The sequence below is a fragment of the Paraburkholderia panacisoli genome (genome assembly GCF_008369935.1).
GTDB lineage: Bacteria > Pseudomonadota > Gammaproteobacteria > Burkholderiales > Burkholderiaceae > Paraburkholderia > Paraburkholderia panacisoli.
In genome coordinates this window covers 1-15,643 of record NZ_VTUZ01000043.1, presented here as the reverse complement: position 1 = coordinate 15,643, position 15,643 = coordinate 1, and the positions used below count along the sequence as shown (strand labels likewise).

Genomic DNA, 15,643 nt, shown 5'->3' with positions numbered 1-15,643 from the left:
CCTACGCTCCTTTCACTCTCTGTCTTGCGCGAGCCGCGCACATACCGCCTCGATCATCAACTGACTCGAACGCGCGCCCGGATCGATGTGACCGCGCGAGCGTTCGCCGAGAAAGGACGCGCGCCCCTTCGTCGCGAGCATGTCGCGCGTGGCCAGCATGCTCGCTTCGGCGACCAGCGGCAACGCATCGAGCACGGCTTCCGGCGCCGCGTTGGTGTCAGCCAGTTCTGCAAAACGCGACGCGACGGGGATGAGCACGTCCATCATCGTCTTGCTGCCGATGCCCGCCTTGCCGCGCTGAGCGACGGCATCGACACCTGCGGCGAAAATCCGCGCCGCGTCCTCCAGGCTCAGCGCGTGCGCACTTTCGGCCGAGGCCTTCGCCATTCCGTGCAGCAACGAAAAGAACAACGGCCCGGACGAACCGCCGACCGTCGACAGCAGTTTCGACGCCGCAAGGTCCAGCGCGGATGCGAACGCTTGCGCCTCTATCTCCGCGCGCATCGCGAGCAGCGCATCGATGCCGCGTAACAAGTTGAAGATATGATCGCCGTCGCCAATCTGCTGATCAAGCGCCGCGATTTCGTCGGTGTGTTCCTTCAGCGTGGCATGCGCAGCCTCGATGCACGCCATGACCGTTTTGCCGTTCATGCCGGAATCCTCCTGCCATCGGAGCGGAAATAAAGAAGGCTGCGCGGCGGCAGCGACACGCCGACCGTTTGCCCTGGCGCGAAATTGCGTTCGGTCATCGTCGTCGCGACAATTGCGGTGCCATCGCGGTCCAGAATCAGCAGATGCCGAAGCGGGGAATACTCGAGCACGCGAAGGTTGAGCACGTCGCGCGCATCGGGGGCGTGCAGCACGATATCTTCAGGACGGATCGCGACCGTCGACGTGCCCGCCGGCATCGCGGCGGCATCGAACAGCGCGGGGGGCAGCAAGTTGATGGGCGGCGAGCCGAGGCGGCGAGCCGCGCTGAGGGAAGCCGGATTGCCATACACTTCGCGCGGCGCGCCCATCTGCACGATGCGGCCATGCTCGAGTATGCCGATGCGATCGGCGAGCGTCGTCGCTTCGACCTGATCGTGCGTCACGTAGATAATCGTCGCGCCGATCGTGCGATGCAGCCGCTTCAGTTCGATCCGCAGTTCCTCGCGCAGTTTTGCGTCGAGCGACGACAGCGGCTCGTCCATCAAGAAGACTTTGGGCTCGCGCACCAGCGCGCGCCCAATCGCAACGCGCTGCATTTCGCCGCCCGACAGATGCGTCGCCATGTTGCCGAGCTTGGACTCCATGTGCAGCATCTCGGCCACCGCCTGCACGCGCGCGGTGACTTGCGCCTCGCTCACGCGCCGCCGCGGCGAACGCAATGGAAAAGCAAGATTGCCGAACACGGTCAGATGGGGATACAGCGAATACTGTTGAAAGATGAACGCAACGTCGCGATCCGCCGGATGCGAATCCGTCGCCGCTTTGCCGTCGATGAAGATTTCCCCAGCGTCGGGCTTTTCGAGCCCGGCGATCAGGCGCAGCGTCGTCGTCTTGCCTGCGCCGCTCGGCCCGAGCAACACGACGAATTCGCCCTCCTTCACGTCGATCGACACGTCGTCTACGGCGACGATATCGCCGAAGCGTTTCGTCACGTGGTGCAAACGGATCTCAGACATAAGCGTCCCCATTGCCGTTCCCATTGACAGCCATCTGCCGCGCCGCGCCCGGGAGCATCTTGCCGCTCGCTGCGTCGTACAGCAGCGTGCGTTCCTTGCGAAACGACAGACCGACCTGTGCCCCGGCCGCCCGCCCTTCGTCCTTGCCGACCCTCACGCGCACAATGCCAAGCGATGTATCCACGACGAGGATCTGATGCGAGCCGAGATACTCGTCGGCGATCACGCGGCCACGCAAGGCACCGCGCGCGTCGATCAGGACGTGCTCGGGCCGGATGCCCAGCAGCGCCTTTGCGGCGCAGGCCTCAACGCGCGGCACCGGGACCGGCGCACCGCCAAGCGACACCCGTTCCGCACCCGCTTCGACGCCGGCGTCGACAGAAAGGAAGTTCATCGGCGGACTGCCGATGAACTTGCCGACGAAAACGGTGGCAGGAAAGTGATAAATCTCATGCGGCGACGCGGACTGAAGTACTTCGCCCTGATTCATCACCACGACGTCGTCGGCCATCGCCATCGCCTCGCTTTGATCGTGCGTGACGTAGACGGTGGTTGCGTTAAGCGTGTTGTGCAGCTTGCGCAGCTCGAGGCACATCAGCTCGCGGAAATCGGCATCGAGCGTGCCGAGCGGCTCATCCATCAGGAAGGCCTTCGGATGCCGCACGATCGCGCGCCCCAATGCGACACGCTGACGGTCGCCGCCCGAGAGTCCGCCCGTCTTGCGGTCGAGTATGCTTTCGATGCGCAGCATATGGGCGGCGGATTCGACGCGCGTTGCGATTTCCCGCCGCGAAATGCCCTCGTTTTTCAGCGGAAATGCGATGTTGTTGCGCACGCTCATGTGAGGATAGAGCGCGAACATCTGGAACACGAACGCAATGTCGCGCTGACGCGCGCGCAGCGCCGTGACATCTTTGCCGTCGATATGAATCTGCCCCGACGTCGGCAACTCGAGCCCGGCGATCATGCGCAGTGTCGTCGTCTTGCCGCAGCCGGAAGGTCCGAGCAGCACAACGAAGCGGCCAGCGCTCACCGTCAGATTCGTATTGCGCACGGCCGTGAAATCGCCGAAACGTTTGTGAAGATTTGAAAGAACGATCGTCGACATGGCTCAGTCCGGAAAGTGGCTGGTCACGACGAAAGCCAGCGCGCCCGCCAGGATCACAGGAAACGACCACGTATAGAGATCGACCGTGAACGGTTGAACAAGCATCGCGATGCCGACGCCGATGAGCACCGTCGAAGCGCCTTCACAGTAGCGCCGACGGAAAAAGCGCCGGCTTGGCAAGGTGGTTTGCACTTTCATTTGCGCACCGCTCCGAAAGTAATGCCGCGCAACAGGTGCTTGCGCAACACGACGGTGAAGATCAGGATCGGCAGCACGAACAGTGTCGTCGCGGCCGCGACGGCTGGCCAGTCCTGGCCGCCCTCGCCGATGATGAACGGAATGAACGGGGGCATGGTTTGCGCGTCGCCGCTTGTGAGCAATAAGGCAAACGCGTACTCGTTCCAGGCAAAGATCAGACAGAAAATCGCGGTTGCGGCAATGCCCGTGATCGCCTGCGGCAACACGACCTTGATAAAAGCCTGCAGCCGCGTGTAACCGTCGACGAGCGCGGCTTCCTCATATTCGCGCGGAATCTCGTCGATGAAGCCCTTCAGCAACCACACTGCCAGCGACACATTCACGGCCGTGTACAGCACGATCATGCCCAGGTAGCTATCGGCCAGCCCGAGTGCGCGATACATCAGATAGATGGGAATCGCAACGGCAATGGGTGGCATCATCCGTGTCGATAGAATGAAAAACAGCAGATCGTCCGCCAGCGGCACCTTGAAACGCGAGAACGCATACGCGGCCAGCGTGCCGAGAAACACCGCGAGAAACGTCGAGCCGAAGCCGATCACGAGCGAATTGACGAAACGCGGCAAGACCTTCGACGGTCCCGCAATCACCATACTGCGCTTGCGGACGTCACGGTCATACCAGGTCTGCGCCGGAGGCAGGCTCGCGATGAACTCCGGCGTCTGCCGCGAGCGGATCGTGAAGAGATTCACGTAGCCTTCCATCGATGGCTGAAACATCACGACGGGTGGATACGCAATTGCGTCCTCCTGCGTCTTGAAGCTCGTCAGGATAATCCACACGATGGGCAACGTCGCAACGAGTGCGTACGCGACCACGACGATGGCCGCAAACGTCTTGCCGCGCGGCGACGCGGCTACGACCGATTGTTGAAGGGCCAGGTCTGTCATCGCTGTTTCACCCTGTTGAGTGCCTTCACATAGATATTCGCGGCGCCGAACACGACGACGAACAGAATGATCGCCAACGCAGACGAATAACCCGTTTGCCACTTCTCGAACGCCGCGCGCTTGAGGGTGATCGACACGGTTTCCGTCACGGAACCAGGACCGCCCGACGTCAGCAGATTCACCATGTCGAACATCTTGAAGTTCTCGATGCCGCGAAACAGAACCGCCAGCATCAGGAACGGCAGCGTCATCGGCAGCGTGATCGACCAGAACTGGCGCCACGGCGAAGCACGGTCCACTTCGGCCGCCTCGTAGATGTAGTCGGGAATCGAACGCAGGCCGGCAAGACAGATCAACATGACGTAGGGCGTCCACATCCATGTATCGACCATGACGATGGTCCACGGAGCGAGCGCCACGTCGCCGATCATCTGGAACGAGTTGGGCGGAATGCCTGTGAAGAAACTGACGATGTCGTTGAAAAGGCCCGTTTGAGGTTGCAGCAGGAAAGTCCAGAAGTTGCCGACGACGGCGGGCGACAACATCATCGGAAGCAGGATCAGCGTCGTCCAGAAACTATGGCCGCGAAACTGCCGGTTGATCAGAAGCGCCAGCCCGAACCCGAGCAACACTTCGAGTCCGACCGACCAGAACACAAAGCGCGCGGTGACCTGCATCGCGTACCAGATGTCTTCGTCGGTCAGGATGTCCGTGTAGTTGTCGATGCCGACAAAACGCGCCGGTACGCTCGGCATGTTCGACTTGAAGTTCGTGAACGATAGGCGCAACGCCCAGATCAACGGAAAGATGTTGATCGCAAGCAGCAGTACGATGGTCGGAAGGATGAACAGCCACGCGATTGTCCGGTCGGACAGCCCGCGCAGGCGCGCCGCCGCGCGCGCCTGCGATTTCGACTGCAACCCTTCCGGAGGAAAAGGCTTGTTCGCCAACATGACTGACTCCTTTGCGCGGACTGCCCATCTCAGGCAGCCCGGAGCTCCGCGCGTTGAGGTCCCTTGAGTATTAGTTCTTCCCTTCCGCCTTGAAGACCTTGTTCCAGTCCTTGACCAGCAAATCAAGCGCTTCTTTCGAGGTACCCTTGTCGGCCACCACATAGTCGTGCACGCGTTTTTGCATGTCGAGCAGCAACTCGGCGTAGGCTGGCTCTGCCCAGAAGTCCTTCACGATCGACATCGACGTCAGGAAGGCCGGCGCGAACGGCGCGCTCTTTGGAAAGTCCGGTGCATCCACAACCGACTTCGCCGCCGAATAACCGCCGAGTTGCCACCACTTCTTCTGCACATCGCCTTGCGCAAACCACTTGATGTATTCGAGCGCATCCGCTTTGTGATCCGAATACGAAACGACTGATATGCCTTGCCCGCCAAGCTGCGTGAACTGCTTGACGTCCTTTGGATTGACGAAGAATCCGATCTTGTCGCCACCGACATTCGGGTCCTTATAGAGTCCGGGGAAGAAAGCGAACCAGTTCATCTGCATCGCGACCTGACCGGACTTGAACGCATCGAGTCCTTCCTGCATGTAGGCGTTCGTCATGCCCGGCGCGGTGCAGCACTTGTAAAGCGCCTTATAGAACTCAAGCCCCTTGATTGCTCCAGCCGAATTCACGAACCCATCGAGGTGATATGGCTTCTTTGGATCCTGATATTCAAAGCCATAGTTGTAGAGCATGTTGGTCACGCCCATCGTGATGCCTTCCGAGCCGCGCTCAGTGAAGATATACACACCGTATACCGTCTTTCCGTCGATCTTGCGCCCCTGGAAGAATTCGGCGGTTTGCTTGAGTTCAGCCATCGTGGTCGGCGGTTCGAGTTCACGTTTGTATTTCTGCTTGAACTCGGCGCGTAGTTCAGGTCTTGAGAACCAGTCTTTCCGATACGTCCATCCCACCGCGTCTGCCATCGCTGGCAAAGCCCAGTAGTTCGGCGTGTTCTTCGGCCATTCCGCGTAGCCGACAACCGTTGCCGGCACGAAATCGTCCATCGATATCTTGTTCTTCGCGAAGAAATCGTTGAGCTTCACGTAGTGCCCATTGACGGCCGCACCACCGATCCACTGGCTATCGCCGATGATCAGGTCGCACAACTTGCCATGCGAATTGAGCTCGTTGATGAAGCGGTCCGCGTAGCTCGTCCATGGCACGAATTCGAACTTCATCGCGATGCCGGTCTTGACTGTGAAATCTTTAGACAATTCGACGAGTGCGTTGGCCGGATCCCACGCGGCCCAACACAGCGTCAACTGCTTGCCTTGCGCGTGCGCAGCCGATCCGAAGCAAAGCCCCATCGACGCTAGAACCGCCGCGACTACCCTTGCTGACGTAAGACGTAACATTTGTTTTCTCCTTGTCTCTCTCGGGTCTCCAACCTGATGACAGACAGCACCCATGCGCCAGGCGCTGTATTTGGGCTCTGGCGGATTCAGAACGCGGTCCGCGTGTCGCGAGCGTCAGGCATGCGCATTCTCACGAAGATAAATTCGGGTTTCGGGCGTCGGAATGACCAGCACACCACGCACGTCGTTCAGGAAATTGATCGCCGCAAGGCCCGCCCAATGGACGATGCCGCGCACGTCCTGATCGAGGATCACGTCGATCGCGCGCCCGGACAATTGCACGCGCGTGTCGGTGGTGCATTCGTGGCCGATCAGGACGACGCGCGCCTTGTCGCCCGACTCCTGCAACGCGGACGCGATGCCGGAAATGCCGCCGCCCGTCACATACACGCCGACCAGATCGCGGTGTCCGGCAATCAGCCCTTGCACGGCGAGGCCCGCGCTATCGTCGTCTTCGGCGAAATCGGGTTCGGTGACCCAGCGCAGGTTGCGGAAATCTTCTTCGAGAACCTGAGAGAAACCGGTGCGCCGCTCGAGCTGATCGTGCAGCCGCGACGACGCGGACAACACTGCAACGGTGCCGATGCGCGAACCGACAAAGCGCCCCATGAGCAGGCCGGCAGTTCGTCCCGCGATGCGGTTATCGACGCCGACGTACGCAGCACGAGCACTCGACGGCAAGTCAGAGAACACCGTGACGACGGGCACGTTCGCATCCGTCATGTCCTGAATCATCCGCTCGACCCACGGGTAATCGAGCGGCACGAGTACAAGCGCATCGTAGTCGATCAGTTGCTGGGCGAATGACATGGCGTCTCGCTGGCTGGACAGGTCGCAGCGATAGAACGACGGCACGATGCGGTGCTCGCGGAAGAAGCTGGCCGACAGCGCGATATCGCGCTCGACCTGATCAAGAAAGCGGGAGTTGATTTGCGGCAAAACGAACGCGACCCGGAACGAAGTGGTTTTCGCGGGCCGGCCGCGGCTTGCACGCTCGTCACGCAGCGTCGCAAGCGCGAGATGGACGCGTTCGGCTGTTTCGGGGCGAACCCCCTGGTCGTCGCGTAGCACACGGTCTACCGTGGCAACGCTGACGCCGGCGCGACGCGCAATCATCATACGTGTAGCCGGCATGGGTCTCCTCCGGTGCCGAGCCAAGAGTCATTTTGTTAACTCAAGATAGTTTTCCGCTGGCGGAATGCAAGCTTTTTTATTTCCTTAAATGCGTCATTCTTGACGAAGGAGTTGCACCGGGTAAATTCCTGTATGCGCTTACTGTCGCTGCAACCCCGGCCCGGATGACGGGACGTCAATTCAGTTGGAGTGCCCGCTAAAAAACGTGCGGCTGCGAGGGTCGATACACGCATTCGACTACGAGTCGAACCCGAGGAATCGCGCAAAGTTAAGAACGGGCTCGCGCCCCATGTGCGGGTGGCTAGATGCGGCGGCTACTCGCCTGATGGCACTGTCACGTTGGCGCGTGGGTCTGACAAACTGACGGGGTAATGGGCCGGTTATCACCGCAACAGAAAAATCAATGAGTCATCAGAGCGGTGTCGCCCCTCTGCAGCCACTCGGGTACACGAGACATCCAATCGCTTTTGAACCTGTCAGCCCCGCGCCTTTTGAAGGTAATGCGCTCGATATCCAAAAACCTTGTCCCGGAAGCAGTTGGCCATTTCGCGATATACATCGGGTTGTCACGCACCTTTGCGAACAGTCACGAACAGCTGCGTTATGGCATGCTGTTCCATGACGCACTCTTTACATGGTGCAAGGACAATGCGCATACCTGGATGCATGGCCAAGCGAGCAGTCAGGGCACGGTTGTCTACATTGCTCCTTCCAGAAGGAGTCGACGAGGGCGCCTCGATCCTGCTTGTTGCCCGTGGTCTGCGCGGCATCTGCGATGGTTTTATCGCAGTACTGCTACCCGGCTATCTGCTGGTGCTCGGCTTTGGGCAACTGGCTGTCGGGCTCATCAGCACAACCACGTTGTTCGGGTCGGCCATCGCGACGGCCCTGGTGGGTCTCGTAGGCAATCGCATTGCGCAGCGGGGCCTGTTGCTCTTCGCGGCGGTGCTGATGATGGCTACAGGTCTTGCTTTCGCAGGACTGTCTTCGCTGTGGCCGCTACTCGTCGTCGCGTTCATCGGCACGCTGAACCCGAGTTCCGGCGATGTCAGCCTGTTTCTTCCGCTCGAGCATGCAAGGCTCGCGGAAGCCGCAACGGGCGACGCACGGACCGCCCTGTTTGCACGGTATAGCCTGGTCGGTGGACTGTCCGCCGCTGTCGGCGCCCTCGCGGCTGGCCTGCCCGGTTCAATCAGCGCCCACTCAGGTGCTTCGCCACTCACGGCGATACGCGTGATGTTCATCGTCTACGCGACGGCAGGATTCGTTATCTTGCTGCTCTACCGGCGTCTGCCGGCACGCGAGTCCAGGACCGACGCGCCGCGCGTACCGCTTGGTCCTTCACGCGGGATTGTCATCCGCCTTGCGCTGCTCTTTAGCGTTGACGCCTTCGCGGGCGGACTTCTCGTCAACTCGCTGCTGACCCTGTGGTTGATCCAGCGGTTCGGACTTTCGCTCGGCGCGGCCGGTCAGTTCTTTTTTTGGGCCGGGCTGCTTGGCGCCGGCTCTCAACTGGCCGCGGCACCGTTGTCGCGCCGCATCGGCCTGCTCAACACAATGGTGTTCACGCATATCCCCTCGAGCCTATGCCTGATTGCCGCAGCGTTTGCGCCTACCCTCACGCTGACCCTCGCGCTGCTTCTCGCACGCAGTGCACTTTCGCAGATGGACGTGCCCACACGCAGCGCCTACGTGATGTCAGTCGTCACGTCCGGGGAGCGTCCGGCGGCGGCGAGCTTTACTGCGGTTCCGCGAAGCCTGGCTGCAGCGCTCGCGCCCACCCTTTCAGGCGTATTGCTGGGCCTTGGGTGGCTCGGTGCTCCACTTGTCGCGTGCGGTGCGCTGAAGATTGCCTACGATCTTTCGCTGCTCGTCGCATTTCGTCATGTCAGGCCCGACGGAGGCTCGTCATGAACGATCGAATCGACACGAACCGTCACTACGCTGCAATGTTATTCGTCGTTCCTTTGATGGTCGCGATTGCGGCGGCACTCGTCGTCCATCACAGTGCGACCGCTGCTGGCACTTCACCCATGGTCGAACTGCCGCTGACGCATGTCGCCGACATCCCGCTGCCGGGTCGCGCCTCCCGGCTCGATTACGAAAGCTACGACCCCGACCGGCATCTGCTGTTCATCGCACACCTGGGCGACAACGAAGTAATCGTCTTCGACACGAAAAACTCACGTGTCGTTGCCCGCATTGGCAACATCGCTGCCGTTCATGGCGTCCTGGTGATACCTGAACTGTTGCGCGTGTACGCGTCCGCGACCGGCACGAACGAAGTCGTTGCCATCGACGAGGCCACCCTGAAAATCACCGCACGCATGCAGGGTGGCGTTTATCCGGACGGGATGGCATATGCACCGGACACCCGGAAGCTCTATGTATCGGACGAGACGGGTGGGACCGAAACTGTGATCGATACCCGATCCAATCGCCGCACCAACGCGATCCCGTTGGGTGGCGAAGTCGGCAACACCCAGTACGATGCAGCGTCCCGTCACATCTTCGTCAATGTCCAGTCGCGAGGACAACTCGTCGAAATCGATCCATCGACCGACACAATCGTCGCCCGGATCGATCTGCCGGGCGCACGCGGCAACCACGGCCTCTATATCGTTGCGCAACGACACCTCGCGTTCGTCGCGTGCGAAGGCAACGACAGACTGCTGACGCTGAACCTGCTCACCAGGCATCTCGTCCAGTCATTCGACGTTGGCGGTGATCCCGATGTGCTCGCCTTCGATCCAGGTCCGGGCACGCTCTATGTTGCTGGCGAAGCAGGCATCGTGTCGATGTTTACCGTGGGTCTCTCAACCGTGTCGAAAATCGGCGAAGGTCGGATCGGGCCCAACGCGCATGTGGTTAGTGTCGATCCATCGACGCATCGTGCCTATTTCCCGCTGAAAAACGTCGACGGACGTCCGGTGCTGCGTGTCATGGCGCCCCGGTGAGTTTTACCGTCTCTGTGAAACGATGACGGGCATAGGAGGGGACCTCGGGTTAGTCGGATTACGACGGGCCGCTTCCTGGCACGCTTCGGCCACTGGGTACTGTCGATGCGAACTGCACAGTCGACGAAACAGACAGACAAGCGGTTATTCGGCGGAAGATGTCGCACCATTGTCGACCTTCATCTGCGAAAGGCTCCGGCGCATCACGGCCACATTTTTTGGCCCGTTCATGATGCTGAACTGATGCTGCGCTTCAAGCCAAAGCGGCGCCGCCCGTTCAAAAAGATCCGTTCCCTCCGGAGTGAGTTCGACGATACGGATGCGACCGTCCGTGGGAGACGGCCGCATCGTCACAAAACCATCGCGCTCCAAAAAACCGATCATTTTTCCCATCGCTGTCCGTTCGATGTCGAGGCGTTCGGCAAGAGCATTGACCGAGGCGCTCTGCTGTTCATTCAGGGTCGCCAGGATAAGAAACTGCGTGATGCGAAGGCCGGACGGCTGGAGACAGGCGTCGTAAAGTCGCGAGATCTGACGGGCTGCTTTCCTCACCGTAAAGCAGTTGCATTGATCGACCCCGATGGGTTGGTTTTCCGGCAGCATCTCGTGTCCTCCTCAATGTTGATCAAATTGCCCAGGCTGCCTCGCGCGTTCGTCAGGCAAAAGCGCTCCGATACTTCTCGATGAAAGCCGGGACAGAAAGCGCCGGCGTCCCGGTGATTTTCTCGACGGCATCGTTAGTACCCTGGAACACCCCTTCCCGATAGTGCTGCGCGACTTCGACGAGGTGCTGCACAAGGAACGGAGGGAACTTGTACACCTGCTCCATCTGGCGTTTGAAATCTTCGATCGAAGCCGGGGCGTATTCGATCGTCACGCCGAGCACCTCACTCATGGCTGCAGCGATTTCCCTGTGGTTCATCTCGACCGGGCCGTGGAGAGTGTAAGTCTTGCCGCCATGGTCTGCTGGATTCGCCAGAATGTGAGCGATGACCCTGCCCTGGTCGTCCGAGCTGATCGGAGCGTGACGGCCGTTTTCGAACGGAAAATCGATCTTCTTTCTGGCCCAGATTTGCTTTGCAAAATGCGGGTAGACCAGCCAATCCGCAAAGAAGGTGGGCCGCAGATGCGTCGTAGGCACACCCGACCAGTTGAAGACCTGCTCCGAAATCCAGTGGTCCTGCGCCGCATGGCTGGTCGACCTTCGCCGCGCCGAAATCTGCGACATATTGACGATCGCAGTGACGCCGGCTTCCTTCGCGGCCTGCGCGAAATAGGCTGCGGCCCCGAGAATCCCCGGTGCGATCGGGTGAAGGAAGTAGGCGGAGCTGACACCCTCCATGGCCGCACGGATGTCATCGATGTCGGAGAAATCCCCGACGGCGATATCAACGCCGCGCGCCCTCAGCGCCGCTGCCCGCTCGTCGTCCGAGCGCACGTAAGCGCGTACACGCTTGCCCATCTGGAGCAGTTCGTCGATGGCTGCACCACCGGTACGGCCGGTCGCGCCGCTTACAAGAATGGTCGTTTCGTTCATGATCTTGATCCTCAGAAAGTTAAGAGCATATGCTCCTGCCAGTTAATATAGGAGCATATGCTCTTAGTTGCAAGTTCTTTTTGACATGAGGGCTCCGCAGGCAACCCGGGTGGCATCCTTCGACCCTCCCGGTCCTGAATGAGGGCCGCGCTAGAAAGCGCCCATGCCACGGACGACGCCGGGCCGCGCATTGTTCCTCGTGTACCACGCGTTGAGCAGCGGCAACCCGGACCAGTCGAGGGCATGCCGCTCGGCGAAGGCGCTCGTGTAGGCCGCGGTGTCGGCGACTGTGAAGCTGTCGCCCGCCATGTATGGCGCGTCTCTGAGGAATCGTTCGGCCTGAACGAGAGCCTCGAGCGAGCGGCCGGCTAAAAATGCGGCGCTGTGTTCGTGGCCTTCTTGTGTCAGCGCGAAAGCGCTGCCGTTGGGTGCGATAATTTCAGTGACGAAATAGAACAGGCGATCGAAAAACAGGCCTGCTGCCGGGCCCGATCCAGGCATTAGCCTTTCGCGAGATCGACTCGCCGCATACAGCATGATCGCGTTCGACTGGGTGAGGATGAAATCCGCCTCCTCCTCGCGTTCTTCGACCATAACCGGGATGAGGCCACGCGGGTTAAGTGCTCGAAATGCAGCAGTCTTGTGCTCTCCGGCTCTCAGATCCACCCGGATGACGGAATACGGAATGTCAGCCTCCTCCAGGGCAATGGCCGCCCTTCGGCTGTTACCTGTTTGCGCTCCGTAAAGACGGACCGCTGCCATGAGCGGATCTTCCATAACGTTCAGGGCAGGCACCTTCATTCATAAGCGCGCCCTTCCGACATCAACTGACACGGTGGCCGGCCACTGAAAGAGAGGAGCGCAGAAACATGCTTCGCGCGCCACATCTGTAGTGGCCCAAGCAGCATGCGTGCTAGCGAAGCGCTATGTCAGCTTTCAAACGGAGCATCATGGATCAGGTCGCACACGTTCGGAATGTCGAAACCGTGTACGTGGCGACGCCCGATATCGGCGATGCCTGTACCCACAGTCGTATGGGGTTTCTTTCTGGCGACTTCAGCCAACGCTTCGGTAAACGCCGCTTTGAATCCAACGCGCGGGTAAAGCGTAAGCGTGTCATCGATCAGTGAGGGCGTGACTTCGTCCAGAAAGAGCCCGAAGACGTCGAGATGGGCGCCCATATAGACGAGGGCGATTTCTGGCTGCTTGCGGTCGGCGAGGCCGCCAGCGGAGTGAAACGCGATTGCATCCCACACAAGTTCCGCTTTCGATTCCGGGTAGCCATGGGCCAGCAAAAGGCGGCTGGCCGCATCGGCGCCGTCTACTTCAAAGCGTTGGTCTGCGGCAAATTCATCCGTCAGGCCCAGATCGTGAAGCAGGGAGGCGAGGTACACCACTTCGCGGTCGTATTTCAGACCTCGCTTCTTGCCGAGGAATTCGGCGAACCACCATGTCCGATGCACGTGATGCATCATCGCCGTGGAATGGACTCTTTCGACGAGCGAAGCGGCTTTGGAGGCGATATCCGAGTCAGGAGCCCGAACTCCTCCGATAATCACAGGTTCACGCATGGCATGCCCTCCAGGACATGTGAAGTTGCATAGCAGCCCAGTCTAGCCAGTTCGAGGATGGCATAAATGACAGCTTATGGACGATTTATGCCACAATGGGTTGCCCTATGCCTGAACATGCGAATGCGGCTCTATGAGAAAACGGACGAAGCCGCTCGACCCGCCTGCGGGTGCAACGGCCAAGCGGATTGTGATATTGGGTTTGCCCCCGGTGGACGCGCTCGACGTGATCGGCCCAGCGGAAGTATTCGCGTGGGCGAATCAGCTGCACGGTGGTAAAACTGCCCCATACGCACTCGAACTGGTTTGCTCGGCTGCCGATGTGCACCTGGAGAGCGAAACAGGTATTGGGCTCAGGGGGCATCGCACCCTCGAACAGGAGCGTCGCGCGAACGAGCCGATCGACACGTTGCTCGTGACTACGGGCACCAGGACGTTCGATCAGCTTGATCAGACAGCCATAGAGTGGATCCGAACGCGCTCGCAGACAGTACGGCGCGTGTGCTCGATATGTGTCGGAGCGTTTGCCCTGGCTGCAGCAGGCCTTCTGAACGGACGCAGGGCGACGACTCATTGGGGCGCGGCACAGCGCCTGGCGGAGCGCTACCCCCAGGTGCAGGTTGATCCGGCTCCGATCTGGGTGAAAGACGGTAACGTGTACACGTCGGCGGGCATATCGTCGGGAATAGACCTCGCGCTTGCCCTGGTGAGCGAAGATCTGGGAAATGACTTCGCTTTGGAGATTGCCAGGAATCTGGTTCTGTTTTTGCGCCGTCCCGGCGGACAGGCGCAGTTTAGCGTCGCACTTCAGTCACAGCGTACACACAATTCAAGTCTGGACGAATTGTGCCTCTGGATCGGTGAGCATCTGCAGAGGGACCTTACCGTCGAGATACTGGCAGCCCGACTTTCAACCAGCGTCAGGACGCTGATACGCATGTTCCAGCGAGAATTGCAGACCACTCCCGCGAGATACGTCGAAGACGTCCGGCTCGAAGCGATCTGTCGTTCGCTTCAGCTCGGGGAGCGATCGATGGAAGAGATCTGTCGTCGGAGTGGTTACCACAGCGTCGACGTACTAAGGAAGGCCTTTACACGCCGCTTCGGGGTGAGCCCAAAAGAATACGCGCGGCGGTTCGCAACAAGCAAGTGATTATCAACGACCCGGGCAGCGACGCCGAACGTCTTAAATCGGGCCGAACCTGGCTGTTCCCGATGGAGACACGGTGCTTGAGAAACTACGCATGCCGTTCCACAAGAGCCGGTGACGACGAAGGAGCAAGCACCAAAGTGGCAACCTTGCCGTCGTTGTCGATTTCGACAAACCCGATTCTGCTGTACCAGTTATAGGCAGCCCGGTTGCATACGAAGACATTCAAGTACAGCGGTTTTTGTAAGTGACTGGACAACGACATGACCTTGGCAAGCGCCGCACTGCCGATCGACTTGTGTTGCATCTCCGGCACGATGCACAGCATCCTCAGCCATATGAGATCCGGTTCGACGTCCCAGTGCATGAACCCGCATCGACTGCCTTCCCATGTAACTATTTGACAAGAGCCTTGGCGAAGGCTTTTTGCAAACCCCGCTTGCTGCACGTCGTCGTCCCAGCCGTACGCTGAGGTAACGAAACGTTTCATCGTTCGCCGGTACGTGTCAAATAGCCATTCCGAGTCTCCGGGGACGGCCAGCCGAAAATCCAGATTCATCACAACCGCCGATCGCGATAAGCAGGTATTCGCCAGAGTAATGGATAAAGGGAATCGGCATCAATCGGTTGGGGCCGGCGAATGCCGACGGATGCGCAATGCCATTCACCGGACAGCTGAGTTACCGATCCGCTGACGGGCGAACCTGGGCTCCCGACGAGTCGCCGGAATCGACCCTGTATAGATAGTCCGTCCCGCTTTCATCGATACTGTGGGACTGGCAGCGAGCTGCCAGTCGAGGCGGGACATGCACCCGTGGACTACGAATAAGTCGACCCAAACGCTAGACGATTGCCGTTTTAGCTTCGAGTCTACGGGTGCGCCTGCGTCCGATAACGAATACTCAGCTTCCCAAACCCGTGCCGGGTACGGTGTTCCTGAAGAAACGATTTCACAATGGCGACGAGCTATAACGTGGGTAGCAGCGCCGCGATGACCGACAACCCACTGGTGCGAG

The 15,643-nt window shown here is 59.9% G+C and carries 16 protein-coding genes; 3 read left to right on the top strand and 13 right to left on the bottom strand.

Features of this window, described 5'->3' with window-relative positions:
* Positions 1-12 precede the first annotated feature (12 nt).
* The 8 genes from dhaL to FVF58_RS39640 all read right to left on the bottom strand — a co-directional run bounded on the left by dhaL (position 13) and on the right by FVF58_RS39640 (position 7,412).
* Positions 13-651, bottom strand: coding sequence for a dihydroxyacetone kinase subunit DhaL (gene dhaL / locus FVF58_RS39675; RefSeq protein WP_149675126.1), 639 nt, complete (start codon positions 649-651; stop codon positions 13-15).
* Positions 648-1,667, bottom strand: a complete 1,020-nt coding sequence (locus FVF58_RS39670) for an ABC transporter ATP-binding protein (RefSeq protein ID WP_149675125.1) — start codon at positions 1,665-1,667, stop codon at positions 648-650. The genes dhaL and FVF58_RS39670 overlap by 4 nt, the downstream gene beginning before the upstream one ends.
* Positions 1,660-2,775, bottom strand: coding sequence for an ABC transporter ATP-binding protein (locus tag FVF58_RS39665; RefSeq protein ID WP_149675124.1), 1,116 nt, complete (start codon positions 2,773-2,775; stop codon positions 1,660-1,662). Before FVF58_RS39665 ends, FVF58_RS39670 begins: the two co-directional genes overlap by 8 nt.
* A 3-nt stretch (positions 2,776-2,778) precedes the next feature.
* Positions 2,779-2,973 (bottom strand): hypothetical protein, encoded by a 195-nt coding sequence (locus FVF58_RS39660; protein ID WP_149675123.1) that lies wholly within the window; start codon positions 2,971-2,973, stop codon positions 2,779-2,781.
* Positions 2,970-3,923, bottom strand: a complete 954-nt coding sequence (locus FVF58_RS39655) for a carbohydrate ABC transporter permease (RefSeq protein ID WP_149675122.1) — start codon at positions 3,921-3,923, stop codon at positions 2,970-2,972. Before FVF58_RS39655 ends, FVF58_RS39660 begins: the two co-directional genes overlap by 4 nt.
* Positions 3,920-4,876: a carbohydrate ABC transporter permease gene (locus FVF58_RS39650; protein WP_149675121.1), complete on the bottom strand. Its 957-nt coding sequence runs from the start codon at positions 4,874-4,876 to the stop codon at positions 3,920-3,922. The genes FVF58_RS39655 and FVF58_RS39650 overlap by 4 nt, the downstream gene beginning before the upstream one ends.
* Before the next feature lie 70 nt (positions 4,877-4,946).
* On the bottom strand, positions 4,947-6,278 hold the full coding sequence (locus FVF58_RS39645; RefSeq protein ID WP_149675120.1) for an ABC transporter substrate-binding protein: 1,332 nt from the start codon (positions 6,276-6,278) through the stop codon (positions 4,947-4,949).
* 114 nt (positions 6,279-6,392) lie between these two features.
* The gene (locus tag FVF58_RS39640; RefSeq protein WP_188131081.1) at positions 6,393-7,412 is read right to left on the bottom strand and encodes a LacI family DNA-binding transcriptional regulator; all 1,020 of its coding nucleotides are present in this window, start codon (positions 7,410-7,412) and stop codon (positions 6,393-6,395) included.
* A gap of 648 nt (positions 7,413-8,060) precedes the next feature.
* Here FVF58_RS39640 and FVF58_RS39635 point away from each other — a divergent pair.
* Entirely contained in the window at positions 8,061-9,326 is a 1,266-nt protein-coding gene (locus FVF58_RS39635; protein ID WP_425469010.1) for an MFS transporter, read from the top strand.
* Positions 9,323-10,369, top strand: coding sequence for a YncE family protein (locus tag FVF58_RS39630; protein WP_149675118.1), 1,047 nt, complete (start codon positions 9,323-9,325; stop codon positions 10,367-10,369). The genes FVF58_RS39635 and FVF58_RS39630 overlap by 4 nt, the downstream gene beginning before the upstream one ends.
* Positions 10,370-10,513: 144 nt before the next feature.
* On the opposite strand, the gene FVF58_RS39625 is transcribed toward FVF58_RS39630, so the two are convergent.
* The 4 genes from FVF58_RS39625 to FVF58_RS39610 form a co-directional block, all read right to left on the bottom strand.
* Positions 10,514-10,972, bottom strand: a complete 459-nt coding sequence (locus FVF58_RS39625; RefSeq protein ID WP_149675117.1) for a MarR family winged helix-turn-helix transcriptional regulator — start codon at positions 10,970-10,972, stop codon at positions 10,514-10,516.
* 52 nt (positions 10,973-11,024) lie between these two features.
* Positions 11,025-11,906, bottom strand: a complete 882-nt coding sequence (locus FVF58_RS39620; protein WP_149675116.1) for an NmrA family NAD(P)-binding protein — start codon at positions 11,904-11,906, stop codon at positions 11,025-11,027.
* Positions 11,907-12,056: 150 nt separating this feature from the next.
* A complete protein-coding gene (locus FVF58_RS39615; protein ID WP_149675115.1) occupies positions 12,057-12,707 on the bottom strand; it encodes a glutathione S-transferase family protein in 651 nt (216 codons plus the stop codon).
* A 128-nt stretch (positions 12,708-12,835) separates the two neighbouring features.
* Positions 12,836-13,477, bottom strand: a complete 642-nt coding sequence (locus tag FVF58_RS39610) for an HD domain-containing protein (RefSeq protein WP_149675114.1) — start codon at positions 13,475-13,477, stop codon at positions 12,836-12,838.
* A gap of 133 nt (positions 13,478-13,610) precedes the next feature.
* On the opposite strand from FVF58_RS39610, the gene FVF58_RS39605 reads away from it, so the two are divergent.
* The gene (locus FVF58_RS39605; RefSeq protein ID WP_149675113.1) at positions 13,611-14,630 is read left to right on the top strand and encodes a GlxA family transcriptional regulator; all 1,020 of its coding nucleotides are present in this window, start codon (positions 13,611-13,613) and stop codon (positions 14,628-14,630) included.
* Between the two features lie 85 nt (positions 14,631-14,715).
* On the opposite strand, the gene FVF58_RS39600 is transcribed toward FVF58_RS39605, so the two are convergent.
* On the bottom strand, positions 14,716-15,186 hold the full coding sequence (locus tag FVF58_RS39600; RefSeq protein ID WP_149675112.1) for a GNAT family N-acetyltransferase: 471 nt from the start codon (positions 15,184-15,186) through the stop codon (positions 14,716-14,718).
* Between the last annotated feature and the right edge of the window lie 457 nt (positions 15,187-15,643).